Source organism: Lentzea sp. JNUCC 0626 (assembly GCF_043632865.1).
Taxonomy (GTDB): Bacteria; Actinomycetota; Actinomycetes; order Mycobacteriales; family Pseudonocardiaceae; genus Lentzea.
In genome coordinates this window covers 2,466,178-2,492,903 of the sequence record NZ_CP171635.1, presented here as the reverse complement: position 1 = coordinate 2,492,903, position 26,726 = coordinate 2,466,178, and the positions used below count along the sequence as shown (strand labels likewise).

The window sequence follows — 26,726 nt, the reverse complement described above, 5'->3', positions numbered from 1 at the left end:
AAAGGAGGCGCCGGGCCGCGTGACCGAGCGAGAAGTGCCGACCTGGCCAGACCTGTTGCACGCCCTCTGGAGGGCCGCGTTCGCGGCGGGCAGCACCAAGGTCTTCGCGAAAGAACTCTACTTGGGGCTCCTGGAGCTGCCGCACGTCCGCGGCGTGCTCGGAGCCCGCATCCGCCCGTCCGGGGACCTGCCGGTCGTGCGGTGGGCCGACCACGACGGCGGGGTGCGCACCGGACCGGCCGGGCTCGCCGCCGACGTGCGGCCGTGGGTGCGGAATTCACCCGAACTCGTGACCCGCGACGAGGGCCAGGCGAAGATCGCCGACCTCACCGTCGACGAGGTGGCCGCGTTCGCCCCGCACCTGGCCGAACGGATGCGCGACGCCGGCGGCACCGTCGTGGTGGCCGCGTCGTTCCGCGCCGCCGAGGGGGATCGGGGCCTGCTGCTCGTCACCATGGACGCTCCGGCCGGAGCCGCGACGGTGGCGACCGCGCTCGGGCAGATCGCCGACGTGGTGATCGCGGCCGACGACCGGATCGCCGACCAGGCGTTGCTCGACACCAGGCTGGCGGCGGACGCGGTGCTGGCCGAGGTCTCGCTGAGGCTCGCGCGGTCGCTCGACGTCGAGGAGACGCTGCGCGCGGTCGTGCGGATGGCGGTGCCCGGTCTCGCCGACGGCGCCGCCGTGCACGTCCAGCGCGACGACAAGCTGGTGCAGATCGCGGCCGCCCACGTCGACGTGCGCCGGGAACGCCTGCTCAACGAGCACCTGCGGCACGGCCGGTGGGCCGGGGTGCAGGCGTCCGGCGACGAGATCGACGCGACGCCGTCGCTGCTGCCCGCCGACGTGGGGCTGGAACTGATGACCAGCGCGGTCCTGCGGGCCCGCGGCCGGGTGCTCGGCGTGCTGACCTTCTTCCACCGCTCCGGCGGGCGCCGCGTGCCCACCAGGGAGTTCGTCCGCGACATCGCGGCACGGGCGGCGCTCGCCATCGACAACGCCACCCTCTACAGCCAGCGGCGCGCGGAGGTCGAGGAACTCCAGCTGCACCTGCTGCCCTCGGTGCTGCCCGAGCTGCCCGGCGTCGAGATCGCCACCGGCTACAACGTCGCGGGCCACCTGCTGGAGGTCGGCGGCGACTTCTACGGCGTCGTCCGGCAGCCGACCGGCTTCACCGCGTTGATCGGCGACGTGTGCGGCCGAGGCGCCGCCGCCGCTGCCCTCACCGGCCTGGCCCGGCACACCGTCGAGACCATCCTGGAGGAGGGTGGGCGCGCGGAGGACGCGGTGCGCCTGCTCAACGCCAAGATGCTGCGCAACGAGGTCACCAAGTTCCTGACGCTGGCCACGATCACGTTCGGCACGCCCGGACCGGACGGCCTGCCGTTGCGCGCGCTGACCGCCGGCCACCCGCCACCGATCATCATCCGCAGGGACGGCGGCATCGAGGAGAGCACCTGCCGGGGCCAGCTCGTGGGCGTGATCGAGGAGCTGAAGTTCACCCCGGCCGACGACGTGCTGCGGCCCGGTGACGCGGTGATCCTCTTCACCGACGGGCTGGTGGAGGCCCGCGACCCCGCCGGGGCGTTCTTCGGCGACACCGACCTGGAGCCGACGCTGGCGGCGTTGCACGACCTCCCGCTGCCGCGGATGGCACGCACGCTCGTCGAGGGCGACGGCCGGTACGCCGTGGACGACGACGCGGCCGTCCTGCTGATCCGGTACCGGGGCGACCGGGTCCTCGACACGACGCTCCCGGCGGAGCAGGCGCTCGACGCCGCGCACGCCGCCGTTCAAGCGCTCGGCCGGCCGGTCGACCGCCTCACCACCGCGCTCGGACCGGGCGAGGTGCGGATCACCGTGGACGGCGACGCCGAGTGGGCGCGCGTCGAGTTCCACCAGGACGGGCAGACGTGGTGGGAGATCCGGTGACCGCGGGCGACGACCAGGTCGTGCTGATCGTGGAGGACAGCGAGGAGGACCGGGAGGCGATCCAGCGCGCCCTCTCTCGCTCGCACCCCGAGCTCGTCCTCGAGTTCCTGCCCGACGGGGACCGGGTGGCGGACCGGCTGCACGACGACACCCGGCCGTTCCCGGTTTTAGTGCTGCTGGACCTGAACATGCCGGGCGTCGACGGCTACCGGGTGCTCGCGGAGGTGCGCGCCGACCCCGATCCCCGGCTGCGGGACGTGATCGTCGTCGTGTTCACGTCGTCGACGACCTCGTCGGACATCGACCGGTGCTACGAGGCCGGTGCGGACAGCTACGTCTACAAGCCGGTGAACTTCACGCTGTTCCGCACGGTGCTCCAGGGCGCCGTCGACTACTGGCACACAAACGACTTCGTGCGTCCCAGCACCGACTGATGACGCTGCTTTCCCGCCTGCGCACGGAAACTCGCGTGGCTCATCTCGCGCTGGAGGACGAGCTCGGCTTCGGTCCGGGAACGATCTCGGCGGCTCGGTACGAGGACGTGCTGGCGCTCTTCCTCGGCTTCCACGAGCCGCTGGAACGGGCGTTGGCGGTGTCGGCCCGAGCACACCTCCCGCACTGGGAACTGTTACCCGGCGCGGAAAAGCTCCGTTCGGACCTGAGTGGACTCGGCTGGAGCCCAGCAGGGATTTCCTCTCTGCCGCGATCGGCGCCACCGGACGTGAGCACGCTGCCGGCCCTGATCGGCGCGCTGTACGTCGTCGAAGGCGCGCGGCTCGGCGGCCAGGTGATCACGCGCTGGGTCGTGGACGCCCTCGGCCCGGTGCCCGTCTCGTTCTTCGCCGGGGACGGGGACGCGCGCCGCCGCTTCCGGAGGTTCGCCGCGATGGCGGAGGCCGCCCTGCCCGCCGCCGACGTTCCGGCGGCGTGCGAGGCGGCGAACGCCTGCTTCTCCTCGTTGCGAGACTGGGCCCGATCAGGGCACCGCGACCGGGTGCAGCCAGCAGGCCACTGACCGGTTCTGCCTGCTCTGCCCCAACGCCGGGGTCTGGCTGTCGCAGACGTCCAACGCGCGCGGGCACCTGGGGTGGAACGCGCACCCGCTCGGCATCATCCGCAGGTCCGGCGGCGAACCGGGGATGCCCGCGAGGTCGCGGCGCGGCCCCTTCAACGCGGGGAACGACCGCAGCAGCCCGTCGCTGTAGGGGTGCAGGGGAGTGCGGTACAGCTCCGCCGACTGCGCCTCCTCGACCACCTGGCCCGCGTACATGATCGCGATCCGGTCCGAGAACTCCACCAGCAGCGACAGGTCGTGGGTGATGAACACGACCGAGAACCCGAGCCGTTCGCGCAGGTCGACCAGCGTGCGCAGGATCTGCCGCTGCACCACCACGTCCAGCGCGGTGGTCGGCTCGTCCATGATCACCACGCGGGGTTGCAGGGCGAGGGCCATCGCGATCATCACCCGTTGCCGCATGCCGCCGGAGAGCTGGTGCGGGTAGCTGTGCAGCCGGTCCGTCGCGATGCCGACCAGGGTGAGCAGCTCGCGCGCCTTGTCCTGGCGGGCGCGGTGCGGCGTGCCGGGGGAGTGGGCCTTGAGCACGTCGATCAGCTGGGTGGAGATCCGTTGCACGGGGTTGAGCGAGTTGATCGCGCCCTGGAAGACGATCGCGATCTCGGACCACCGCAACCTGCGCAGGTCCGCGTCGGGCAACCGCAGCAGATCGACCGACGTGCCGTCCTCCAGGTGGTAGATCACCTCGCCGCCGGTCACGACACCGGGCGGCGGCAGCAGCCTGGTCATGCCATAGGCCAAAGTGGACTTCCCGCTGCCGGACTCTCCGGCCAGGCCCAGCACCTCGCCCTTGTGCAGGGTCAGGTCGACGTCGCGGACCGCGCGCACCGCGTCGTCACCGAGGCCGTAGCCGACGGTCAGCCCGCGCACGTCGAGGATGCGCTCCTTCATGACGACTCCTTGATCAGCACGGGGGTGAAGCCGACGCGCATGCGCACGCCCCGCAGGGACGACCGGGTGCGCAGCCGCGGGTTGACGTACTCGTCGATGCCGAAGTTGACCAGCGACAACGCCGTGCCGAGCAGGGCGATCGCGAGACCGGCCGGCACGAACCACCACCACGCGCCCTGGGCCAGCGCCTGCTGCGACTGGGCCCAGTAGAGCACTGTGCCCCAGTTCCAGCCGCCCGCGTCGGACACGCCGATGAACGCCAGCGTGATCTCGGAGATCACCGCGAACAGGACGGTGCCGACGAACCCGGACGCGATCACCGCGTACAGGTTCGGCAGGATCTCGAAGAGGACGATCCGCCAGGTCGACTCGCCGTTCGCGCGGGCCGCCTCCACGTAGTCCCTGCGCCTGAGAGACAAAGTCTGTGCCCGCAGCACACGGGCGTTCCACGCCCACGACGTCAAGCCGATCACCAGCGCGATCGTGAGGTTGCTCGTCTCGGGCAGCGACGACGTGATGATGACGATCAACGGCAGCGCCGGGATCACCAGGAACACGTTGGACAGCGCGGACAGTCCCTCGCCCGCCGAGCCGCTGAGGTACCCGGCCGTGACGCCGACCAGCACCGACAGCACCGTCGCGACGATGCCCGCGACGGCACCGACGAACACGACGCTGCGGGTGCCCACGAGGACCTGGCTGAAGATGTCCTGGCCGAGGTGCGTGGTGCCGAACCAGTGCTCCGCCGACGGTGGCTGCAACAGCGCGTTGCTGCGTCCCGACGGCTCGAACGGCGCGAGCCACGGCCCGACGACCGCCAGCACGGCGAACACGCCGAGCGCGACGAGTCCGACGAACGCCTTGCGGTTGTGGCGCATCAGGCCTCCCTGCGGGTGCGCGGGTCCAGCGCCAGGTAGGCGACGTCCGCGAGGAGGTTCGCCAGCAGCACGGACAGCGTGATGATGAGGAAGATGCCCTGCAACAACGGGTAGTCCTTGGCGCCGACCGCCTGGAACAGCTGGAGACCCAGGCCCGGGTAGGAGAACACGATCTCCACCAGCAGGGTGCCGCCGACGATGAACCCGAGCGCCAGCGCGAAGCCGGACACGTTGGGCAGCAACGCGTTCCGTGCGGCGTAGGCGAGCATCACCCGGCGTTCGGGCAGGCCCTTGGCGTGCGCCACGGTCACGTAGTCGTCCGACGACACCGTCACCATCATGTTGCGCATGCTGAGGATCCAGCCGCTGACCGACGACACCAGGATCGTGAACGCGGGCAGCAGACCGTGCTGGACGGTGCTGCCGATGAACTGCCAGTCCCAGTTGGGGACGAGGCCGATCTCGTACGCGCCGGACGCCGGGAAGAAGCTCCCCGGACCGGTGAGCAGCGCGATCGCCACCAGGCCGAGCCAGAAGTACGGGATCGACGAGACGAACGTGGTGACCGGGATGAGCGAGTCCGCCCACGTGCCGCGCCGCCAGCCCACCACGGCGCCCGCGGCGGTGCCGAGGAAGAAGCCGATCACGGTCGTGATGCCGACCAGTCCGACGGTCCACGGCAGGCCGTCGCCGATCACGTCCGCCACCGGGCTCGGGAAGAACGTGAACGACATCCCGAGGTCGCCGCGCAGGAGTTGGCCGAGGTACGAGAAGTACTGGCTGGCCAGGCTCTCGTTCTTGTCCAGTCCGAAGAGGACGTACAACGACCGGACGGCCTCGCTGGTCATCTGACCGCGCTGCTTGGTGATCAGCGCCTGCACCGGGTCGCCGGGGATCATCCGCGGCACGAAGAAGTTGATCGTGACGGCCGCCCAGACGGTGAGCAGGTAGAAGCCGATCCGTTTCAGCAGATAGCTCACGACGCCTCCCGCTCGCCGTGCTCGCCGTACAGCCAGCAGGCCGCGAAGTGCCCGTCGCCGAGTTCGAAGCGCGGCGGGACGTCCGTGCGGCAGACGTCCTTCGCGAACGGGCAGCGCGGGTGGAACCGACAGCCCGGCGGTGGTTCGATCAACGACGGCGGCTCGCCGAACCCGCCGTCCTTGTCCTCCACTGCCGGGCGGTCGGGGTCTGGGGCCGACTCGATCAGCAACTGCGTGTACGGGTGCGCCGGCCGTTGCGTGACGGTCTCGCTGTCCCCGCCCTCCACGATCTGACCCGCGTACATCACGATCGTCTCGTCCGCGAAGTACCGTGCGGACGCGATGTCGTGCGTGATGTAGAGGATCGAGAGGTGCAGGCGTTCCTTCAGGTCCCGCAACAGGTTCAGCACGCCGAGCCGGATCGAGACGTCCAACATGGACACCGGTTCGTCGGCCAGCAGCACCTCCGGGCTCGCCGCCAGCGCCCGCGCGATCGCCACGCGCTGCCGTTGCCCGCCGGAGAGCTCGTGCGGGTACCGGTCGAGGTAGCGCTCGGCGGGCGTCAGGTGCACTCGGGTCAGCAGGTCCGCGAGCGACGTCTCCAGGTCGTCGCCGCGGTTGCCGTGGATGGTGAGCGCCCTGGTCAGGTGGTAGCGGATGGTGTGCACGGGGTTCAGCGACGCGAACGGGTCCTGGAAGATCATCTGGACCCGGCGGCAGTACGCGCGGAACTTCCTGCCGCGCGTCAGGCCACCTCTTACGGCAACGTTCGCGCCGTGCATCCGGATCTCGCCGGACGTCAGCGGGTAGAGCTGGGCCAGCAGGCGGGCGACCGTCGACTTGCCCGAGCCGGACTCGCCGACGAGCGCCGTGACGCTGGCCTTGCGCAGCTGGAACGACACTCCCTCGACCGCGCGCACCGCCTTCCTGGTGCGCGCGAACGGCTTGCTGATCGGGAAGTGCTTGGTGAGGCCGTCGGCCTCCAGGACGATCTCCGAAGAGACCGTCCCGGAGACCGCCGGCGCTGCCTCGGCCGTCACGAGGCAGGCCTCAGCTTCAGCACGATGTCGAGGGCGTTTTCGAGGGTCGGCTGCACGGGGGCGTACTGGTCGGAGTCGCTCGGCCAGCCCACCCAGTTCTTCGTGCTGTACTGGCCGCCGCCGTTCGCGGCCGACGTGATGATCACCGGCATGTCCTGCACGAAGATCTTCTGCAGCTCCTGCAACGCCGCGTTGCGCACCGACTCGTCCGCCGCGTTCGCGAAGTCGTCGAGCGCCTTGGTGGCGGCGGGGTTCTCGTAGCGGCCGTAGTTGCCGTTGACACCGGGCGTGCCGATCGGCTTGTACAGCGCACCGTCCATGATGGACTGGTAGATGTCGTAGAGCGTCTGGCCGTTGTTGGTCCAGTGCATCGCGGCACCGAAGTCGCCCACGTCGAGCGCCTTGGTCCAGGCGTCGGCGTTCTGAAGGTTGACCGTGGCGTTGATGCCGATCTTGGAGAAGTTGTCCTTGATGATCTCCAGGTCGGTGACGTAGTCGGACCACCCGGACGGGACGGTGAGCGTGATCGTGACGGGCGCGCCGTCCTTGCCCTTCAAGGTGTTCCCGTCGAACGTGTAGCCGGCCTCGGTCAGCGCCTTCTTCGCGCCCTCGACGTCGACGGTCACCTTCTTGTCCTTGAACTGCGGCGCGATGAACGACTCACCGGCGGGCGTCGGGATGCCGGTGATGTTGTCGACCTTCGGGTAGAAGTAACCGGCCTCACCCTGCATGAAGATGTCGTCGCGGTTGACGACCATGTTCGCGGCGCGGCGCAGAGCCGGGTCGTCCCACGGCTTCGCCTTGGTGTTGAACCAGAGTCCGTGCACACCGAGGACCGGCGGGAACCACAGCTTGTGGTTCTGCGGGTCCTTGCTGGTGTAGGCGGCCTCGTAGTTGGGGATGAAGACGAAGCTCCACTCCGCGGCACCCGTGGCGAGCGCGTTGGTCTGCGCGTTGTTGTCGCTGTAGGAGGTGTAGCGCAGCTCCTTGACCTTCGGGAGCTCCTGCCAGTACTTGTCCCGGACCGACAGCGTCACCGTCTGCGGGGTGAACGACTTCAGCGTGTACGGGCCGCTGCCGATCGGGTCCTTCAACGTCTCGGTCGACGGGTTGGCGAACGTCGACCACTGGTGCTTGGGCACCACGAACTGCTCGAGGATCTTCTTCTGGTTGACGAACTGCGACTTCGGGAAGCCGACGGTGACCTCGCTGCCGGAGAACGAGATGTCCTGGTACGGCACACCTTCGATGTTGAGCCCGGGGTTCTTCTTGAGGAGCTCGAAGGTGTACGCCACGTCCTCGGCCGTCAGCGGCTTGCCGTCGGACCACGAGACGCCGTCGCGGATGGTGAGCGACAGCTTGTGGAAGTTGTCCGACCAGGTGAACTTCGTTGCCAGCCAAGGCTTCGGCTGGTCTGTCACCTTGACCTCGTTGACCATGGCGAGCGGTTCGAAGAGCAACCGCCGGTAGCCGAGCGACGAGGACGCCGACGAGTTGAGGAACGGGTTGTTGTTCTCGGTCTGGGGTCCGTTCGGCATGCCCACGTTGAGCACGCCGGCGGAGTTGCCCCCACTGCCTGGGTTTGTCGCTGAACAGGCACCGGTGAACGCCAGGGCGGTCGCGGTGACGGCAGCGCAAACACGCCTCATTCTCATGGAAACTCCTTGTTCTCCAACGAAAGCGAGAAGAATCAAGTGAGCGCTGGAAGAAGGTGACCGCGCGTGCCATCGCGGGTGAGGCCGTCGGGGCCCTCTGGTCGCCGTAGAGTAGACGCCTGACCTCTTGGGCAAGTCAATAACGAAGAGGTCACGACCCGAGGCTTATTTTTAGGCGCGAACTAACCTCGGCGTCCATGGTGCGTACTCGGGCGACCGTGCGAGACCTCCGCCGGCAGAACCGATCGGTGCTCTTGACAGCCCTCTTCCTGGACGGCCCGCTCAGCCGTCAGCAGCTGAGTCTGGCGACCGGACTGAGTCCGGCGACGGCGTCCACGATCACCGGCGAACTGCTCGACGAGGGGTTGCTGGTGGAGGCCGGCTCGGTCGACTCCGACGGCGGTAGACCGCGCGTGCTGCTGCGCGTCAATCCGGCGTTCGGGCACGTCATCGGGGTCGACGTGGGCGAGACGGGGATCAAGGTCGAGCTGTTCGACCTCGCCATGACCCGTCTGTCCACTGTGGATCGTCCGTTGACGGCCCTGGAGCCCTCGCTGGTCGCCGACCTGATCGCCTCGGGGGTCGACGAGGTGCTGGCGGGCATCGACGCCTCGTCGGTGCTCGGGGTCGGCGTCGGCGTGCCCGGCACGGTCGAGCAGGGCGAGTCGGCGGTCGTGCACGCGCAGACCATCGGCTGGGACGCCGTGCCGTTCGAGAAGATGATCCGGGCGGCGGGCGTCTCGCTGCCGTTGCTGGTGGAGAACGGTGCCAAGACCCAGGGCCAGGCCGAGATGTGGTTCGGCGCGGGCCGCGGCGCCCGGCACGCGGTGATCGTGCTGGTCGGATCGGGCGTCGGCATCGCCGTGGTGACCGGCGGCGTGGTGCACCGGGGTGCCACGAGCAACGCGGGGGAGTGGGGCCACACCACGATCGCGTACGGCGGCAGGCGCTGCCGGTGCGGAGCGCGCGGCTGCCTGGAGGCCTACGCCGGTGCCTCGGCCATGCTCGACCGCTACCGGGAAGCCCGGCGGGGTGCGGATTCCTCGCCGGACGAGCAGTCCGCTTTGGAGGAACTCCTCACCTCGCGCTCGGCCGTCGCCCGCCGGGTGGTGGACGAGTCGGTGGGCTATCTGGGCGCGGGTATCGCGAACCTGGTGAACCTCTTCAACCCGGAACGCGTGGTCCTCGGCGGCTGGGCCGGACTCGCTTTCGGCGCCTCGAAGCTCGACGAGATCATCGCCGCAACCTCCTCGCACGCCCTGCGCCACCCCTTCGGCCAGGTCCGCATCGAACTGGCCCTGACCGGCCCGGATGCCGTAGCCGTAGGTGCCGCGACCCTCCCGCTCGCCGCCCTCCTGGAGACCGGCGCGTCCGGCTGACCCGTCCGAGAAGGGACCTTCCGACGCATTGACAGCGGAGCCCCACACCCCGACTCTTTGGAGAGCGCTCTCCGAGGAGGTTCCGTGCACGACGACCACGAGCTGGTCAGACTGGTCGGCAAGCTGGACCTGCGCGCCAAGGTGCGCCTGCTGGCCGGCGGCTCCGTCTGGCGCACCTGCGCCGAACCGTCGATCGGCCTGCGCGCCCTGACGTTCTCCGACGGCCCGGCAGGAGTCCGCGGCCCGGGCTGGGACGAACGCCGCACCTCACTCGCCGTGCCATCGCCGACAGCCCTTGGCGCCACCTGGGACGAGGACCTGGTGCACCGCCTGGGAGCCCTGCTGGCTGCGGAGTCACGCCGCAAGGGCGTCGACGTCCTGCTCGCCCCGGTCCTGAACCTGCACCGCACCCCGTACGGCGGTCGCCACTTCGAGTGCTTCGCCGAGGACCCGCTGCTCACCGCCCGTCTCGGCGTCGCCTACGTGCAGGGCGTCCAATCCGGCGGCGTGGCGGCGGCCCCGAAGCACTTCGTGGCGAACGAGACCGAAACCGACCGCCTCACCCATGACGTGCGTGTCTCCGAGCGCACCTTGCGGGAGCTCTACCTGGCGCCCTTCGAGGCGGTGGTGGAGGCGGGCGCGTGGGCGGTGATGTCGGCCTACAACGGTGTCAACGGCCACCCGATGTCGGAGAACCCGCTGCTCACGGGCGTGCTGAAGGAGGAGTGGGGGTTCGACGGGGTGGTGGTGTCGGACTGGGGGGCGGTGCGGACGACGGTGGAGTCGGCGTCCTCCGGGCAGGACCTGTCGATGCCCGGGCCCTGGGGGCCGTGGGGGGATCTGCTGGTGGCCGCGGTCGAGGCCGGGGAGGTGGCGGAGAGCGCGATCGACGACAAGGTGCTCCGGCTGCTGCGCCTGGCCGCACGGGTCGGAGCGTTGGAAAGCGGTGCAGAGCGGGAGGAGTTCGCTCCTGCTGTCAACGACGCAGCGCTGCTTCGCGAAGCGGTGTCTGCGAGCACGGTCCTCCTGCGCAACAACGGAATCCTCCCCCTCCACCCCGGCCGCACCATCGCCCTGATCGGCCCCGGCGCCGCCGCCCCGCGCGTCCAGGGCGGTGGCAGCTCCGGCCTCTACCCGTCCGCCGAGAACTCCCTGCTCGACGCCCTCACAAGCCGAGCCGAGGTCGTGCACGCACCCGGCGTCCGCATCAACGACGAGCCCACCCCGGTCCGCGCACCCGTCCAAGTCCGCGTCCTGGGTCAGAACGACGAGGTGCTCTTCGAAGAACGCCGCCTCACCGGCCGCATCCTCGAAACCGAGGAGGTGCCAGGCGCGCGGGTCCTGGAGATCAGCACCACCCTGCACGTCACCGAGACCGGCCCGTGGAGACTCGCGGTCGCGGGTTACGGCAGGCTGACCCTGGACGTCGACGGCACCAGGGTGCTCGACGTGGTGCAGCCCGTGGACACCGACGACCCCGCCGTGAAGCACCTCCGCCCGCCCCACCACGAGGTCGAGGTTCACCTCGAAAAGACGCAGGTCGAGCTGGTGGCCCGCCGCGAGTTGGGCGAGGACAGCGGCATGGCCTCGCTGCTCGCCGCCGACCCGCCCACCCCGAACGCCGACCAGGAGTTCGGGGCCGCGATCGAAGCGGCGAGCCGGAGTGACGTCGCGATCGTGGTCGTCAGTACCACGGACGCGATAGAGGGCGAGGGCCGCGACCGCACCACCCTCAGCCTGCCGGGGGAGCAGGACGCGCTGGTCACGGCCGTGTGCCTGGCCAACCCGAACACCGTCGTCGTGGTGAACTCGGGCGGTCCGGTGCTGTTGCCGTGGCGCGACGACACCGCGGCGGTGCTGCTCACCTGGTTCCCGGGGCAAGAGGGCGGGCACGGACTCGCGGACGTGCTGTTCGGCGAGCGCGAACCCGGCGGGCGGCTGCCCACCACCTGGCCGGTCAGGGAATCCGACGTGCCGGTCGCGAATTTCCTGCCGGACAACCAAAAGCTCGAGTACGACGAGGGCCTGGACATCGGGTACCGGGCTTGGGCCGCGCACGACGTCGAGCCCGCGTACTGGTTCGGGCACGGGCTCGGCTACACCACCTGGGACTACCTGGGAGCGCGGGCCGAGCGCGGCGCGGTGCGGGTGCGGCTGCGCAACACCGGGCGGCGGCGCGGGCGGGAGGTCGTGCAGGTCTACCTGTCGCGCGAGGACAGCACCACCCCGCGACCCCGGAGGTGGCTGGGAGGCTTCGCGAGCGTCGTCGCCGACGCGGGGGAGACGGTCGAGGTGCTGGTCGAGATCCCGCCGCAGGCCACGCGGCACTGGGAGAACGGGTGGGTCACCGAGTCGGGCGGGTTCACCGTCCACATCGGACCGAACGCGGGCGCCACGCGCATAAGACTCGCGGCCAGGCACGTCTTGAGGCCGCGGTAAGCACATGATCAGGGGGATCCCGACGCTGGAGGACGTCGCGCGGGTCGCCGGGGTGTCCCGGGCGACCGTCAGTCGCGTCGTCAACGGCACGCGCAACGTCGACCCGACGTTGCAGGAGACGGTGCGCGACGCCATCGAGCAGACCGGGTACACGCCCAACCACGCCGCGCGGTCGCTCGTCACGCGCCGGACCGGGACGGTGGCGCTGATCATCTCCGGGGCCGGTGGCGGGTCGGACGTGTTCGTGGACCCGTTCTTCGGCCGGGTGACGGCGGGGGTGGTCGACTTCCTGCGCGGCCACAGCGTGCACCCGGTGCTGATGCTCGCGGACACCGACAAGGCGCGCACCGAGGTCGTCGAGTTCCTCAAGCAGGGCAGCACGGACGGGGCGTTGCTGGTCACCACGCACGCCGCCGAGCCGTTGCCCGATCGGCTGCTGGAGGCCGGGGTGCCCGCGGTGCTCTACGCGCGGCCCGGCAGGCCGTTGCCGGTCAGCTTCGTCGACCTCGACCACCAGGCGGGAGGACGGCTCGCGGCCGGCCGGCTCACTGCGATCGGACGCACCAAGGTCGCCGTGATCGCCGGGCCGTTGGACGTGCTCGCGAGCCAGGACCGGCTCACCGGGTTCCGGGATGCCATGGCGCGCAACGGGATTCCGTACGTGCCGGCGATCGAGGGCGGGTTCACGGCGGTCAGCGGTGCGCGGGCGATGCACCGGCTGCTCGTCGAGTACCCCGAGGTCGACGGGGTGTTCGCGGCCAACGATCTGATGGCCCAAGGGGCCGTGGAGGTGCTTCAAGCTGCGGGAAAGCACGTTCCCGGGGACGTCGCGGTGGTCGGTTTCGACGACAGCGCGCCCGCCGCGTCCTGCCGCCCGCCGCTCACCACGATTCGCCAGCCCGTCGAGCAGATGGCGGCCACGATGGCGGAAGTGCTGCTCACGACCCTGGACGACCCCGAGTTGCGGCCGCGGTCCATCATTTTCGAACCGGAACTCGTCCTCAGGGGGTCCGCGTGATTGACCTGCCGGACATCACGAGTTAATCTGCGGGAGAGCGCTCTCCCGACGCCCGGTGCCACGGGCGTCACCGTTCGGGCTCACTCGCCCCAAAGGTGTCAGGCAGGCTCATGAGCTCTCCCCTGTCCAGGGCGGCCGGTCTCGCGGCCGCTGCCTTGTGTCTCGTGACCACAGCAAGCATCAGCTTCCCGGCCGGGGCCGCCGCGTGCGGCACCACCAACGTAGCGCTGAACAAACCAGCCACGGCGTCGACGACCGAGAACGGTGGCACTCCTGCGAGTGCGGCCGTCGACGGCAACGCCGGAACGCGCTGGTCGTCTCAGTTCGCCGACCCGCAGTGGCTCCAGGTCGACCTCGGCTCCACTCAGGAGGTCTGCCGCGTCTCCCTGAACTGGGAAACCGCGCACGGCAAGGCGTTCCAGATCCAGGTGTCCGACACCGCGGCCGCGAACTCGTGGCGCGACGTGTACTCCACCACCACGAGCACCGGCGGCAACCAGACGCTCGACGTCACCGGTTCCGGTCGCTACGTCCGGGTGTTCGGCACCCAGCGCGGCACCGGCTACGGCTACTCGTTGTGGGAACTGGGAGTCTTCGCCACGACCCCGGACGTCCCCGGCGTCACGCCGACCGACCCGCGCAACCCGGACTTCGGCCCGAACGTGTACGTCTACGGCCCGGGATCGTCGCAGTCGGACATGCAGGCCCGGCTCGACGCGATCTCCGCGCAGATGAAGACGAACCAGTTCGGCCCGCAGCGCCACGCCGTGCTGTTCAAGCCCGGCACCTACAACGCCGACGTCAACCTGCGCTTCTACACGCAGGTCGCCGGTCTGGGCCTGATGCCGGACGACGTGAACATCAACGGCCACATCCGCGTCGAGGCCGACTGGCTCCAGCAGGGCGACGACCCGAACAACCTCGGCAACGCCACCCAGAACTTCTGGCGCGGAGCGGAGAACCTGTCCGTCACGCTGCCGGCGAACCAGGTCGAGCGCTGGGCGGTCTCGCAGGCCACCGCGTACCGGCGGATGCACCTGCGCGGCCAGCAGCACCTGTGGAACGGCTACGACGGCTGGGCCAGCGGCGGTCTGATCGTGGACAGCAAGATCGACGGCACCGTCATCTCGGGCTCGCAGCAGCAGTTCCTCACCCGCAACAGCAACCTCGCGGGCGGCTGGGCCGGTTCGGTCTGGAACATGGTCTTCGCGGGCACCCAGGGCGCGCCGCCCAACAACTTCCCGAACCCCTCGCACACCACCGTCGACACCTCGCCGGTCACCCGCGAGAAGCCCTACCTGTACTTCACGAACGACGGTGAGTACCGGGTGTTCGTCCCGGCGCTGCGGCAGAACTCGCGCGGCACCAGCTGGGAGAACGGCAACCCCGGCTCGTCCATGTCGCTCGCGGACTTCTTCATCGTCAAGCCCGGCACCCCGGCGGCCACCATCAACGCGGCGCTCCAGCAGGGCAAGCACCTCCTGCTCACGCCGGGCATCCACCAGCTCGACGACACCATCCGGATCACCCGGCCGAACACCGTCGTCCTGGGCCTCGGCCTCGCGACGCTGACGCCGACCACCGGCAAGGCCGCCCTCACGACGTCCGATGTGGACGGTGTGAAGCTCGCGGGCTTCCTGGTCGACGCGGGCGTGCAGAACTCCCCGGTGCTGCTGGAGATCGGCAACTCGAACACCACCGACCACGCGGCGAACCCGACGTCGATGCACGACGTGTACCTGCGCGTCGGCGGATCGCAGGCCGGCAAGGCGACGACGAGCCTCCGCGTCAACAGCCGCAACACGATCATCGACCACACCTGGGTCTGGCGCGCCGACCACGGCGAGGGCGTCAGCTGGACCGCGAACCCCGGCCAGAACGGAGTCGTCGTCAACGGCGACAACGTGATCGCGTACGGTTTGTTCGTGGAGCACTACCAGCAGCACAACCTGGTGTGGAACGCCAACGGCGGCAAGGTCTACCTGTACCAGAACGAGCTGCCGTACGACCCGCCGAACCAGGCCGCCTGGATGAACGGGTCCAAGCGCGGCTGGGCCGGGTACAAGGTCGCCGACACCGTGACGACCCACGAGGCGTTCGGCGTCGGGGTGTACGCCTTCAACCAGGCGGACCCGAGCATCGTCACGGACAACGGCTTCGAGGCACCGAACCGGCCCGGTGTGCGCTTCACGCACCTGGTCACCGTGTCGCTCGGCGGCGTGGGCACGATCGCCAACGTCATCAACGGCGTGGGCGGGGTCGCGAACACCGCCAACCAGGTCCGATACCTGGTGACCTATCCGTGAGTCTGATCGGCGTGCTCTCCCGGGACACCCTTCCCGGTGAGAGCACGCCCGCTCTGGCGGGCATCGGACACGCGGCGCACAGGGCGGGCAGCGGCCTGCTCCTGTGCGCCGATCTCGACTTCGTGGACACGCGGGGAGTGGCCCTGAGCGGCTGCGTCCTGCTCGACCGCACCGCCGACGAGCACGACCTGGCCTGCCTCGCCGACCACGCGATCCCGTTCGTGTCGATCGGCAGACGGGACAGCGCGTCCAGGCAGGTCCCTTATGTGGACGTCGACTACGCCGCGGGCGTGCGCGATCTCGTCGCGCGCACCGCGGCTCTCGGCCATCAGCAGATCGTCTACATCGGACTGCCGAGTGGCACCGCCTCCGTCGAACGCCGGCAGGGATTCCTCGCCGCGGCGGAAGCCATGAACGTCAAGGGACTGCACGCGCCGGCGGTCTGGCTCGACCAGCTCGTGCGCATCGGCGTGACGGCCGTGATAGCAGAACACCCCGACGACGCCTCCGCACTCGTCCGTGCGGCGCGCAGCCGGGGTATGTCCGTACCTGGGGAACTCTCGGTGCTGGCGCTCGACGTGCCGGAGACCGACCTGCTGGGCCTCACCGGACTGCGCGTGCCGAGGTGGGAAACGGGCAGGCGGGCCGTGTACCTGCTGGCCCGCCTGCCCCAGAAGCGTCCTCACGAGCTCATCGCGTGCGAGTTCGTGCAGGGTTCCACGTTGTCAGCGCCGGAGGATCACCGCGGCAGGCGGTAGTCCGGTCCGAGCGCCGCGCCCCGGTGGGGCTTGTACTGGTCGTAGCCGCGCGGATCGCATTGCAGGCCACCGTTGATGCAGTGCCGGACGAGCGCGGCCTGGGTGGGAGCGTCCCAGGCGTTCATGAAGTCGTAGTGCCAGGTGTAACCGCGTCCGCTCGACAGTCTCACCCGCGACATGTCCCCGGAGACCGGGAACGCCATCTTGAACTCGATCATCGGCACCGCCACCGGGTGTGACGGCGGGCAGACGAGCGTTGCGCGGTCCGGATAAGCCATGTGCGACTTGTGGTCCGCCGAGTCGAGGTCACGGCCGTTCCAGCAGCTCGGCGCCTGGAAGCGGACGTTGAGCTGGCTGCCGGGAGCGCACCAGGACGGGATGTCCCAGTTCTTGGCGCTGTCCCCGCACTCGAAGCCCTCGATCGCGCCGGGGTGGTCGCGGAACTGCTCGAGGGTCGAGGTGGGGCTGCCGACCACGAACCGCATGCCCGGAGGGAACGGCTGGACGTCCTGGTACTTCAGGATTCCCGACTTGTAGTAGACGACCTGGTTGCCGGTCGGGCGCACGACCTGGTCGCCGTTGAGCACGGACGGGAACCAGTACGCCGACTTGTCGTCGGGGGTGATGCAGTTCGTGCTGCCCTGCCGCAGCGAGTCGTTGGTGCTGTTGGCGTTGATGGAGTTGTTGCCGAGGAAGGTGTGCAGGTGCGACGCGCCCGGCAGACCGGGGAAGACGATCGGGTCGTCCGGGCGGTCCGTGGCGAAGGAGCAGTTCGCCTGGAACTCGTGGTGACTCACGTAGTCGTCGGCCTGGGCCGACTGGGTCGCCACCGCGAGCACCGCGGCGACGAGACTGGCCGCGACGGCCAGCGCGCTGAATTTTCGGGACAACGGTGTCCTCCTGCCGATGTGGGAACCGGCTTGGGAGAGCGCTCTCCCAAGAAGAGTCCCGCTCGTACCGCGAGGTGTCAAGGGGCCTGGTTGACATCGGTGAAGTCCGTTCGTAACATTCGCCGCCAGGGTTGGGAGAGCGCTCTCCCGCACTTCAACCCACCGATTCCCCTGCAGGAGACGCCATGTACCGCCTCCGCTCTGTCGGCACGGTGATCGCCGTGCTGCTGGGACTAGCAGTGGCGCAAGGCACGGTCAGTGCCGCGCCTTCACTGCTGTCCCAAGGCAAAACCGCCACCGCCTCGTCCATCGAGGGCGCCGGCACGCCCGCACCGGCCGCGGTCGACGGCAACTCAGGAACGCGCTGGTCGAGCACGTGGAGCGACCCGCAGTGGTTGCGCGTGGACCTCGGCGCCACGTCCCGGCTGTCCAGGATCGAACTCGACTGGGAAGGCGCCTACGCCACGGCGTTCGACCTCCAGGTCTCCGACAACGGCGACTCGTGGCAGACGATCAGGTCCGTCACCGGTGGCACCGGCGGCAACCAGGGCTTCGACGTCACCGGCACCGGCCGCTACGTCCGCATGAACGCCACCCAGCGCGCCAACGGCTACGGCGTCTCGCTGTGGGAGTTCCGCGTCTTCGGCGAACAGGGCGGCACGAACCCGCAACCCGGCACCGGTGTGCGTGTGACCGGCTCGCAGGGCAACTGGCAGCTCACCGTCGACGGTGCGCCGTGGACGGTCAAGGGCCTGACCTGGGGTCCGCCGGCCGCGGACGCCGCCCGGTACATGCCGGAGCTGAAGTCCATGGGCGTCAACACCTTGCGCACCTGGGGCACCGACGCGTCCACCCGGCCGTTGCTCGACGCCGCTGCCGCCAACGGATTGCGCGTCATCAACGGGTTCTGGTTGCAGCCCGGCGGCGGTCCCGGTTCCGGCGGCTGCGTGAACTACGTGACCGACACTGCCTACAAGGCCGACATGCTCGGCCAGATCCGGCAGTGGGTCACGACGTACAAGGACCACCCCGGCGTTCTCATGTGGAACGTCGGCAACGAGTCCATCCTGGGCCTGCAGAACTGCTACTCCGGCGCCGAGCTGGAGACGCAGCGCGTCGAGTACGCCAAGTACATCAACGAGGCGTCCCGGGCCATCCACGCGATCGACACCAACCACCCCGTGACGAACACGGACGCGTGGACCGGTGCGTGGGTGTACCTCAAGGCGCACACGCCGGACCTGGACCTCTACTCCGTGAACTCCTACGGCAACGTGTGCAAGGTCCGCCAGGACTGGATCGACGGCGGCTACACCAAGCCGTACATCCTGACCGAGGCCGGTCCCGCCGGAGAGTGGGAGGTGCCCAACGACGCCAACGGTGTCCCGGCCGAGCCGACCGACATCCAGAAGCGCGACGGCTACACCCAGGCCTGGAACTGCATCACCGGGCACACCGGCGTTTCCTTCGGTGGCACGTTGTTCCACTACGGCACGGAGTACGACTTCGGCGCAGTGTGGTTCAACCTGACTCCGGCGGGCAAGAAGCGCCTGTCGTTCTACTCGGTGCAGCGCGCGTTCGGTGGCGCGACGCCGTCGAACACCCCGCCGGTGATCTCCGCGATGAACCTGCCGCAGACCATCGCGGCCGGGGCGCCGCTGAACATCGACGTGGCCGCGTCGGATCCGAACGGTGACGCGATCACCTGGTCGGCGGCGTTCAACAGCAAGTACATCGACAACAGCGGCGGCCTCGCCAACGCGCCCGTGCAGGTCAACGGGAACCGCCTCACCGTCACCGCTCCGGACCGCCTCGGCGTCTGGAAGGTGTACGTGATGGCCGAGGACGGGCGCGGCAACATCGGCATCGAGACCAAGTCCGTCCGGGTCGTCGCACCCCAGCCGGCAGGCACGAACGTCGCACTGGGCAAGCCGGTGACGGCCTCGTCGTACCAGCAGGTCGGCGACGGGGCGCCGTTCCCGCCGTCCAACGCGGTCGACGGCAACGGGTCGTCGCGTTGGGCCACGGACTGGGCCGACCCGCAGTGGCTCAGGGTCGACCTCGGTGCCGTGACCACCTTCCAGCACGTGCAACTGGTGTGGGAAGGCGCTTTCGGCCGTGCCTACGAGATCCAGGTGTCCGACGACGGCAACAACTGGCGCTCGGTCTACGGCACCACGACCGGCAACGGCGGCGTCGACTCGATCGACGTGACCGCGACCGGCCGGTACGTGCGGCTGCACGCCACCCAGCGCGGCACCGGCTGGGGCTACTCGCTGTACGAGTTGGGCGTGTACCGGCGGTGAGTTGCGGCGACCGGGTGGAATCCGTGACCGCATGAGGTGAATGTCGTTCTCCGGTCCCGACGTCATGACTAGCTTCGGCTCAATGACCGTGGACGTGGCGTTGGGGCCGGGATCGAGCACGTGGGAACGCCTGGGGCAGTGGCGTTTCCTGATGGTGATGCACCGGGCGTTGGTGTTGCAGGCGGCCCATCCCGCCGTGGGTGCCGCCGTTGCCGAGTACTCGGTTTACAACGCACGGCCGTGGCGGAGGTTGTTCCGCACCATCGAAAGCCTGCACACCTACGTCTACGGCAGCCCCGCCGAACAACGTCGTGAACTCGCCCGCCTCGAACGACTGCACCGCCGCATGCAGGGCACCGACGGCTACGGCCGCACGTACGACGCGGGCGACTCCTCGTCGAGGGCGTGGGTGCATCTGACGTTGTTCGAGGCCGTGCTGACCATGCAACGGCTTGGTGGCGAACCGTTGTCGTCGGAGGAGACCGGTCGCTTCTACGACGAGTGGCGCCGTGTCGGCCGCCAGTTCGGCCTGGCCGAGGACGACCTGCCCGCGACTCCGGAGGAGTTCCGCGCGTACTTCGACCACGTGGTGGCCGAGGTGCTGGAGGACAACGCGACGGTCCGGGACCTGTTGTCGGGCAGCATCTACCGCATCCCGCCGCCGTCCGGCGTGCCGATTCCCGACCTGCTGTGGGCGCCGCTGCGGTTCGCCGTCGTGACGGCCGCCGTGCAGGCGACGACGGCGACGTTGCCCGCCGCGTACCGCGAACGGCTGCGGCTGACGCCGGTGCCCGGTTCCGAGTTGGCGGTGAACGGCCTGCACCTGGCCGTGCGGATGGTTGCCGACCTGCTGCCGAAGCCGTGGCGCTACCTGCCGCTGGCCGCCGCCGCTTTGAGGGCCGCTGAACAGCCTGCTGCCGCGTTGGTGCCGGAGTCGTTCTTCGGCACGGTGCTGGACCAGAGCGGCGACGGGGTGCTGCGGTGGAGCGACCTGCTCGCGATGGCTCGGGAGATCAGCACCCACCTGGACCTCGACGAGAAGGACGAGGACAGGCTGCACGACGCCTTCCGGTCGTGGTGGGAGCAACTGGCCACGGCGACCGGAACACCGTTGGACGGCAGCGTGACCGAGGCCGCGTACGCCGTGGCGCTGGCCGATCGCGCGTACCCCGGTCCCGCTGATCGCCATCGCGGGTACGGCGCGGTGGCGGCGGTGGTGCGCGGGCTGATCGACCGCGACGGCAACGGCGAGGTGCGGCAGGACGAGTACACGCGGTTGCTCGACCACAGTCCGCGGCGGCACGAGTTGATCGCGGCCCTGCGGGAGCTCGACCACGACGGGGACGGGACCGTGCACGGCGACGAGCTGGAGCAGGCGTTGCGGGAGTTCCTGGTGGGGGTGCGGGACTTCGAGGCCGCCCGCCACCTGCTCGGCCGCGTCTAGTCCGCCGATCTGCCTAGGGTGGAGGGCATGCCCTCCGCTGTGATCGCCGAGTACGACCCTGAGTGGCCTGTTCGCGCGCACCACCTGCTCGACGAGGTGCGCGCGGCGTTCTCCGTGCTGCCTGGAGCAGAAGGGTTCACTTACGACCACATCGGGTCCACGTCCGTGCCGGGCCTGGGAGCGAAGCCGATCATCGACCTCCAGGTGTGCCTGCCGGAACTGCCCGCGCTGGACGAGTTGGCGGCGCTGCTGGCCCCGACGCCGTTCGTCCCGGCGCACGGGTCGCGGCCGGACTCGCCGGGTGTGTACCGCGACGCACGACGGCCGGGTGAGCACGACGACGCCGTCTACGAGAAGCGGCTGTTCCACGTGCCGGACACCGTGATCCTGCACGTCCGGCGGGCCGACTCGCCGTTCGCGCGGTTCGTCGTCGACTTCCGCGACTGGCTGCGCGCCCACCCCGACCAGGCCGCCCGCTACGAACGGATCAAGCGCGATCTCGCCGACGACCACGCGGATGCGGCCGACTACGACGACTACACCCGTGCCAAGACGGCGTTCTTCACCGAGATCGGGCCGGGGCTCACGCGCTGGGCAGCCGGATCGTGACGCGCAGGCCGCCGTCCGGGCGGGGTGCGAGGTCCAGCGCCCCGCCGTGGGCACGCGCGACGCTGTGCACGATCGCGAGGCCCAGCCCGACGCCGGCGTGATCGTCGGTGCGGGCCCGTGACCCGCGTTGGAACGGCTCGGCGAGCGTCGGCACCAGGTCGGGTGGCAGGTGCCTGCCGGTGTTCTCGACGCGCAGCACGCACGCCTGGTGCTGCGGTTCGACGTGGACGGTCACCTGGCCGTCGGGCACGTTGTGGACGATCGCGTTCTGCACGAGGTTCGTGACCATCCGCAGCAGCAGGTCTGGTGATCCGGTCGTGGTCGCGTTCTCACCAGAGACGTCGAGCGTGATGCCGCGTTGTTCGGCCAGTGGCAGCAGGGTTTCCGCGGCTTCCTCGGCGAGCAGGGAAAGGTCGACGGTCTCGCGCGTGAACGCGCCGCGCTCGCCCCGGCTGAGCAGCAGCAACGCCTCGGTGAGGTCGATCGCGCGGCGGCTCGCGGTGTGCAGGCGGTCGAGGAGTGCCGCGTCGACCTTGCTCGGGTCCTGCCGGGCCAGGTCCAGCAACGACTGGGAGATCGCCAGCGGCGTGCGGAGTTCGTGCGAGGCGTTGGCGGCGAACCGGCGTTGCTCGCCGACGTGCGACTCGAGCTGTTCCAGCATGGTGTCGAAGACGTCCGAGAGCTCGCGGAACTCGTCCGCCTTGCCCGGCAACCGGATCCGGTGCGCGAGCGACCCCTGCGCGGCCAGCCGGGCGGCATCGGTGATCTTCGTCAGCGGCGCCAGCATCCGTCCGGCGAGCAGCCAGCCGCCGACGAGCCCGAACGCGGTGAGCGCGACCATCGCGATCGCGGCGACCCGGCCGAAGATCATGGTGAGCAGGTCGCGGCTGGGATTGCGCCACAGCAGTCCCTGCTGGGTGTCGGGCAGGTACCGCAGCAGGAAGAACCACACCAGCACCAGCAGGACCGTGCCGGACACGATCACGATGCCCGCGTAGCTCAGCGTGAGCTTCAGGCGGGCGCTGAGGCCGGGCGGTCTACGCATCGATGCGGTACCCGACCCCCGGCACCGTCGCGATCAGCCACGGCTCGCCGAGCCGCTTGCGCAGCGCCGACACCGTGATGCGCACGGCGTTGGTGAACGGGTCGGCGTTCTCGTCCCACGCCCGTTCCAGCAGCTCCTCGGCGCTGACGACCCCGCCCTGCGCGCCGACCAGCACCTCCAGCACCGCGAACTGCTTGCGGGTCAACGCCACGTACTGCCCGTCGCGGAACACCTCCCGCCGGAACGGATCGAGCCGCAGCCCGCCGATCTCGCTGACCGGCGGCCGCGCGTAGGCCCTGCGACGGGCCAGCGCTCGCAACCGCAGCACCAGCTCCCGCAGTTCGAACGGCTTGGTGAGGTAGTCGTCCGCGCCGAGCCCGAACCCCGACGCCTTGTCGTCGATCCGGTCGGCCGCCGTGAGCATGAGGATCGGCATGCCGCTGCCGGACGCGACGATCCGCCGCGCGACCTCGTCCCCGGACGGCCCGGGGATGTCGCGGTCGAGCACGGCGAGGTCGTAGGAGTTGACGCTCAGCAGTTCGAGCGCGGTGTCGCCGTCGCCCGCGATGTCGGCGGCGATCGCCTCCAGCCGCAGCCCGTCCCGGACGGCCTCGGCCAGGAACGGTTCGTCCTCCACGATCAGCACGCGCATGCGGCCCAGCCTAGGGAGTCGTGCATATCGGCCGCGTATTCAGACCGCGACCAGGTGCCGCTCGTTCGTGGTGTGGCTGGGGCGCCACCAGTACCAGGACAGCAGGCTCGCGAGCGCCGCGCCCGTGGCGTTGAGCAGCACGTCGTCCACAGAGGACACCCGGTCCAACATCAACACGAACTGGAGCACCTCCAAGGAGGCCGAGCAGGCCACCGCGAACACGAAGACTCGCCCCACGTTCTGGAGTTTCGCGAACCGCAGCGGCGCGAAGCAGCCCAGCGCCGCGAACACCAGCATGTTGCCGACGATCTGGCCCCAGTCGTCGTGTTGGAGGAGGTCGGCGATGTCCGCGAACGGCACGAGGCTCACCTCGCCGGTCGTCCCCGGTTCTGCGCCCGGCAGCATGATGATCCAGACCCACGGCAACGTCCCGTAGACCATCCCGACGTCGGCCAGCGCCAGTCGTTTGGGGGCCTTGCGGAACAGCGCCAGGAGCACCACGGCCAGGATCGCGAGCGGCAGTCCCAGCACGGACCCGAGCACCACCCCGGTCTCCGTTCCGACCCACTCCTGCCAGGTGTTGAGCACGTTCTCTCCAGCTTCCGGTGACGAAGGTGCCCACTCAAGCTTCGTCCGCGTTGCCGGGGCGTACACGTTTTTGCATACGCGGACGATATGTGCAGAATGCTGGCGTGCTGGAGGCGAGACTGCTTGCGACCGTCTCGCGTCTCGCGGGGCCTGTCCGCGGCGCCGGCGTCGCGCTGATCAGCCTCTTCGGTGCTTTTTCATTGAACTCGCCGCTGGGCTGGGGCCTGTTCGTGGTGGTCGGGTTGAGCACCGTCGCCGACTTCCGGCTGCCCCGAGTGGCGCTGCCGGTGGCGTTCCTGCGGGTCGTGCTGCTCTCGGTGCTGCTGGGAGCCGACGCCGACCAGTGGGTGCTGACCGTCCTCACCAGCACCCTGATCACCTGGCAGTGGCAGTGGCCGCTCAAGGTCACCGTGCCCGCGACAGCCGCCCTCCTCGCCGTCCAGGTGGTGACGACCGGGCCCGGGGTGCTGGTGCGGGCCGTGCTGGAGTCGGTGCTCGCCCGGTTGGCTTATGAGCTGCTGCGCCGGTCCAGTCGGCGGGTGGACGGGCTGCGGGAACGTGCTGCTTTGCGGAGCCGGGCCGCCGCGGTCGCCCTGGACCAGGGGCGGCGGGAGCGCGAGTACCTGGCGTTGCTGCACGACACGGCCGCTTCGACGTTCCTGATGGCGGCGCATGACGGAGACCCGTCGGCGGTGGCGGCGCAGGCTCGGCGGGACCTGGTGGTGCTGGCTGAGCGGGACGTGCCGGGGACGGTCGACCTCGGGGCGGCGCTCTCGGCCGTGGCTCGGGACTCCGGGGTCGAGGTGCGGGTGGAGGCCGCCGTGGTGCCGGTGCCGGCCGGGGTGGCGTTGGTGTTGGTGCGGGCGGTGCGGGAGTTGCTGACCAACGTAGAGCGGCACGCGGGGACTGGGCGGGCGGATCTCGTGGTGTCACCCGGGGTGGTGGTCGTCGGGGATGAAGGGCGGGGGTTCGAGGTCGCTGACGTGCCGGAACACCGGCGAGGGTTGCGGGGGTCGGTGATTGATCGGATGGCGGCCGCGGGTGGGACGGCCGTGGTCGAGTCGGCGCCGGGACAGGGCACGCGGGTGCGGCTGGAGTGGCCGATGAGCGTGCGGCCGGACGGTGGAGCGGCCGATGCCTGACGTCGCCGTCGTCACCCTCACCCGGCGCGTCCTGCTCGTCGTGGTCCTCGCCGTCCAACTCGTCCTCATGCTGCCCCAGCTCATCGACCACCCCCACGCCCCACCGGCCTGGCTCGCCTACGCCCTTCTCACCGCCGTCCTGGCGGCGGTGGCCACCCTCGTCGCCGCCGGCACCCCGACCGTGCCCCCGATCCTGGCCGCGCTCCCACTCGGCGCCTCGGTCCTGGCGACCACCGCTCTCCCCGACGGAGCGTCATTGGGCCCCGCCGACTGGGGCTTCGGCCTGGTCGGCTGGTACCTGCTGCTGGTCCTCGTCGACCGCCCGCCGGCACTGATCGCCGCCCTGGCCGCGCACATCTGCTTCAGCGTCGGCTGGTTCGCGCACGACGGGAACGGCGACGTCGGCACGGCCGGGGTCGTGATCCTCAGCGGCACGAGTTTCCAGCTCGGCGTCCTGGTGATCACCCGCGTGCTGCAGCGCGACGCGGAACTCGCCGCCGAGGCCGCAGCCGAACTCGAGGCCGCCAGAACTCAGGAAGAGCTCGCCCGCCAACGGGAGCAGGACCTGCGGGCCGGGTTCGAGGGGCAGTTGGGGGCGTTGCTGCCGCTGCTGGCGGACCTCGCCGACGAACGGGTCAGCATCGACGACCCGGAGACGCGGCTCAGGTGTTCGGTGGCCGCGGTGCAGTTGCGGCGGTTGTTCGCGGAGAACGACGACGTGCCCGATCCGTTGTTGCACGAGTTGACGGCGTGCGTGGACGTGGCGGAACGGCGCGGGGTCGTGGTGCAGCTCGCGGTCAGCGGGATGGCCACGGCGGTGCCGACGGAGGTGCGGCGGGAGCTGGTCGCGCCGATGGCCCAGGCGCTGGCCGCGGCGCAGGGGCGTGCGAAGGTGAGTCTGTTGCGCACCGCGACCGAGGTGCGGGTCGCGGTGGTGGCGGACGCGGAGCACGAACCGCCGCAAGCCGGAACGCCGAAGATGATCACGGTCGAGACTAGTGTCCACAGCGGACTGGTGAGGAGCGAGGCGCGATGGCGGACGGCGTGACGGCGGTCCTGGTCGACGACCACCCCGTGGTGCGGGCGGGGGTCGCGCACTGGCTGTCCACAGCGGACATCGAGCTCGTGGCGTCCGGCGAGGACCCCGACACCGCGTGGACGGGACCCGGTGCGACGGCCGACGTCGTGGTGCTGGACCTGCACCTCAACTCGGTCACCCCGGCGACGGCGGAGTTGCGCAAGCTGGTCGAGGACGGGCGCAAGGTCATCGTCTACTCGATGCGGTCCGACGACGAGATCGCCTTGCTGTGTCTGGAGATCGGGGCGCTCAGCTACCTGACCAAGGCCGAGGGCGCCGACCACCTCGTGCAGGCCGTGAAGGCGGCGGCGGAAGGTCAGTCGTACACGCCGCCGGCACTCGCGGGCGCGTTGGCGGGGGACCGGTCCGAGACGCGACCCGCGTTGTCGCCGCGCGAGACCGAGGTGCTGGTCGAGTGGTTCCAGTCGGAGTCGAAGGAGTTCGTGGCGCAACGGCTGAACATCACGCTCAGCACCGTCAACTCCCACCTGGAGCGGATCCGCGTCAAGTACGCGGCGATCGGCAGGCAGGCCCCGACGAAAGCGGCACTCGTGGCGCGGGCCATCCAGGACGGACTGATCGGCCTCGACGACTTGTAGAAGATCGATGTGGTGTGAACG

Annotated in this window: 23 protein-coding genes; 14 read left to right on the top strand and 9 right to left on the bottom strand. The window is 70.0% G+C overall.

Annotated elements, in window-relative coordinates:
* The first annotated feature begins 19 nt into the window (after window positions 1-19).
* The 3 genes from JNUCC0626_RS11075 to JNUCC0626_RS11065 are packed head-to-tail and all read left to right on the top strand — an operon-like array spanning window position 20 to window position 2,948.
* A complete protein-coding gene (locus JNUCC0626_RS11075) occupies window positions 20-1,933 on the top strand; it encodes a PP2C family protein-serine/threonine phosphatase (protein ID WP_394619612.1) in 1,914 nt (637 codons plus the stop codon).
* Window positions 1,930-2,367, top strand: a complete 438-nt coding sequence (locus JNUCC0626_RS11070; protein ID WP_394619611.1) for a response regulator — start codon at window positions 1,930-1,932, stop codon at window positions 2,365-2,367. The genes JNUCC0626_RS11075 and JNUCC0626_RS11070 overlap by 4 nt, the downstream gene beginning before the upstream one ends.
* Window positions 2,367-2,948, top strand: coding sequence for a biliverdin-producing heme oxygenase (locus tag JNUCC0626_RS11065; protein WP_394619610.1), 582 nt, complete (start codon window positions 2,367-2,369; stop codon window positions 2,946-2,948). The genes JNUCC0626_RS11070 and JNUCC0626_RS11065 overlap by 1 nt, the downstream gene beginning before the upstream one ends.
* Here the strand turns inward: JNUCC0626_RS11065 and JNUCC0626_RS11060 are convergent.
* Genes JNUCC0626_RS11060 through JNUCC0626_RS11040 form a run of 5 tightly spaced genes read right to left on the bottom strand, consistent with a single transcriptional unit; the run spans window position 2,910 to window position 8,446 of the window.
* Window positions 2,910-3,899 (bottom strand): ABC transporter ATP-binding protein, encoded by a 990-nt coding sequence (locus JNUCC0626_RS11060; protein WP_394619609.1) that lies wholly within the window; start codon window positions 3,897-3,899, stop codon window positions 2,910-2,912. The two genes, JNUCC0626_RS11065 and JNUCC0626_RS11060, sit on opposite strands and share 39 nt — an antisense overlap.
* Window positions 3,896-4,777, bottom strand: coding sequence for an ABC transporter permease (locus tag JNUCC0626_RS11055; protein ID WP_394619608.1), 882 nt, complete (start codon window positions 4,775-4,777; stop codon window positions 3,896-3,898). The genes JNUCC0626_RS11060 and JNUCC0626_RS11055 overlap by 4 nt, the downstream gene beginning before the upstream one ends.
* Entirely contained in the window at window positions 4,777-5,757 is a 981-nt protein-coding gene (locus tag JNUCC0626_RS11050; RefSeq protein WP_394619607.1) for an ABC transporter permease, read from the bottom strand. Before JNUCC0626_RS11050 ends, JNUCC0626_RS11055 begins: the two co-directional genes overlap by 1 nt.
* Window positions 5,754-6,797, bottom strand: a complete 1,044-nt coding sequence (locus JNUCC0626_RS11045; RefSeq protein WP_394619606.1) for an ABC transporter ATP-binding protein — start codon at window positions 6,795-6,797, stop codon at window positions 5,754-5,756. Before JNUCC0626_RS11045 ends, JNUCC0626_RS11050 begins: the two co-directional genes overlap by 4 nt.
* A complete protein-coding gene (locus JNUCC0626_RS11040; protein WP_394619605.1) occupies window positions 6,794-8,446 on the bottom strand; it encodes an ABC transporter substrate-binding protein in 1,653 nt (550 codons plus the stop codon). The genes JNUCC0626_RS11045 and JNUCC0626_RS11040 overlap by 4 nt, the downstream gene beginning before the upstream one ends.
* 203 nt (window positions 8,447-8,649) lie before the next feature.
* Between JNUCC0626_RS11040 and JNUCC0626_RS11035 the strand changes: the two genes are divergently transcribed.
* The 5 genes from JNUCC0626_RS11035 to JNUCC0626_RS11015 all read left to right on the top strand — a co-directional run bounded on the left by JNUCC0626_RS11035 (window position 8,650) and on the right by JNUCC0626_RS11015 (window position 16,352).
* Complete coding sequence (locus JNUCC0626_RS11035; RefSeq protein ID WP_394619604.1) at window positions 8,650-9,831, top strand: ROK family transcriptional regulator; 1,182 nt, start codon at window positions 8,650-8,652, stop codon at window positions 9,829-9,831.
* 84 nt (window positions 9,832-9,915) lie between these two features.
* Window positions 9,916-12,270: a glycoside hydrolase family 3 C-terminal domain-containing protein gene (locus JNUCC0626_RS11030; protein ID WP_394619603.1), complete on the top strand. Its 2,355-nt coding sequence runs from the start codon at window positions 9,916-9,918 to the stop codon at window positions 12,268-12,270.
* A gap of 4 nt (window positions 12,271-12,274) precedes the next feature.
* Window positions 12,275-13,288 carry a LacI family DNA-binding transcriptional regulator gene (locus JNUCC0626_RS11025; RefSeq protein WP_394619602.1) on the top strand — a complete coding sequence of 338 codons (1,014 nt, stop codon included), beginning with the start codon at window positions 12,275-12,277 and terminating at the stop codon, window positions 13,286-13,288.
* Between the two features lie 164 nt (window positions 13,289-13,452).
* Window positions 13,453-15,594 (top strand): discoidin domain-containing protein, encoded by a 2,142-nt coding sequence (locus JNUCC0626_RS11020; protein WP_394619601.1) that lies wholly within the window; start codon window positions 13,453-13,455, stop codon window positions 15,592-15,594.
* Entirely contained in the window at window positions 15,591-16,352 is a 762-nt protein-coding gene (locus JNUCC0626_RS11015; protein ID WP_394619600.1) for a substrate-binding domain-containing protein, read from the top strand. The genes JNUCC0626_RS11020 and JNUCC0626_RS11015 overlap by 4 nt, the downstream gene beginning before the upstream one ends.
* Here the strand turns inward: JNUCC0626_RS11015 and JNUCC0626_RS11010 are convergent.
* A complete protein-coding gene (locus JNUCC0626_RS11010) occupies window positions 16,334-17,242 on the bottom strand; it encodes a DUF1996 domain-containing protein (RefSeq protein ID WP_394619599.1) in 909 nt (302 codons plus the stop codon). The genes JNUCC0626_RS11015 and JNUCC0626_RS11010 overlap by 19 nt on opposite strands.
* A 185-nt stretch (window positions 17,243-17,427) precedes the next feature.
* On the opposite strand from JNUCC0626_RS11010, the gene JNUCC0626_RS11005 reads away from it, so the two are divergent.
* The 3 genes from JNUCC0626_RS11005 (at window position 17,428) to JNUCC0626_RS10995 (ending at window position 21,601) form a co-directional block, all read left to right on the top strand.
* Window positions 17,428-19,548 (top strand): discoidin domain-containing protein, encoded by a 2,121-nt coding sequence (locus JNUCC0626_RS11005; protein ID WP_394619598.1) that lies wholly within the window; start codon window positions 17,428-17,430, stop codon window positions 19,546-19,548.
* Window positions 19,549-19,630: 82 nt separating this feature from the next.
* Window positions 19,631-20,992, top strand: coding sequence for an oxygenase MpaB family protein (locus tag JNUCC0626_RS11000; protein ID WP_394619597.1), 1,362 nt, complete (start codon window positions 19,631-19,633; stop codon window positions 20,990-20,992).
* Window positions 20,993-21,019: 27 nt separating this feature from the next.
* Window positions 21,020-21,601 (top strand): GrpB family protein, encoded by a 582-nt coding sequence (locus JNUCC0626_RS10995; RefSeq protein ID WP_394619596.1) that lies wholly within the window; start codon window positions 21,020-21,022, stop codon window positions 21,599-21,601.
* Here the strand turns inward: JNUCC0626_RS10995 and JNUCC0626_RS10990 are convergent.
* The 3 genes from JNUCC0626_RS10990 to JNUCC0626_RS10980 are packed head-to-tail and all read right to left on the bottom strand — an operon-like array spanning window position 21,576 to window position 23,886.
* Complete coding sequence (locus JNUCC0626_RS10990; RefSeq protein WP_394619595.1) at window positions 21,576-22,646, bottom strand: sensor histidine kinase; 1,071 nt, start codon at window positions 22,644-22,646, stop codon at window positions 21,576-21,578. The genes JNUCC0626_RS10995 and JNUCC0626_RS10990 overlap by 26 nt on opposite strands.
* Window positions 22,639-23,298: a response regulator transcription factor gene (locus tag JNUCC0626_RS10985; RefSeq protein ID WP_394619594.1), complete on the bottom strand. Its 660-nt coding sequence runs from the start codon at window positions 23,296-23,298 to the stop codon at window positions 22,639-22,641. Before JNUCC0626_RS10985 ends, JNUCC0626_RS10990 begins: the two co-directional genes overlap by 8 nt.
* Before the next feature lie 39 nt (window positions 23,299-23,337).
* A complete protein-coding gene (locus JNUCC0626_RS10980) occupies window positions 23,338-23,886 on the bottom strand; it encodes a VanZ family protein (protein WP_394619593.1) in 549 nt (182 codons plus the stop codon).
* A 104-nt stretch (window positions 23,887-23,990) separates the two neighbouring features.
* Here JNUCC0626_RS10980 and JNUCC0626_RS10975 point away from each other — a divergent pair, with 104 nt between their 5' ends.
* From JNUCC0626_RS10975 to JNUCC0626_RS10965, 3 genes are read left to right on the top strand one after another with little or no spacing between them, the layout of a single operon-like run.
* The gene (locus tag JNUCC0626_RS10975; RefSeq protein WP_394619592.1) at window positions 23,991-25,028 is read left to right on the top strand and encodes a sensor histidine kinase; all 1,038 of its coding nucleotides are present in this window, start codon (window positions 23,991-23,993) and stop codon (window positions 25,026-25,028) included.
* Window positions 25,021-26,076 (top strand): hypothetical protein, encoded by a 1,056-nt coding sequence (locus tag JNUCC0626_RS10970; protein ID WP_394619591.1) that lies wholly within the window; start codon window positions 25,021-25,023, stop codon window positions 26,074-26,076. The genes JNUCC0626_RS10975 and JNUCC0626_RS10970 overlap by 8 nt, the downstream gene beginning before the upstream one ends.
* Window positions 26,061-26,705, top strand: coding sequence for a response regulator (locus tag JNUCC0626_RS10965; protein WP_394619590.1), 645 nt, complete (start codon window positions 26,061-26,063; stop codon window positions 26,703-26,705). The genes JNUCC0626_RS10970 and JNUCC0626_RS10965 overlap by 16 nt, the downstream gene beginning before the upstream one ends.
* Window positions 26,706-26,726 lie beyond the last annotated feature (21 nt).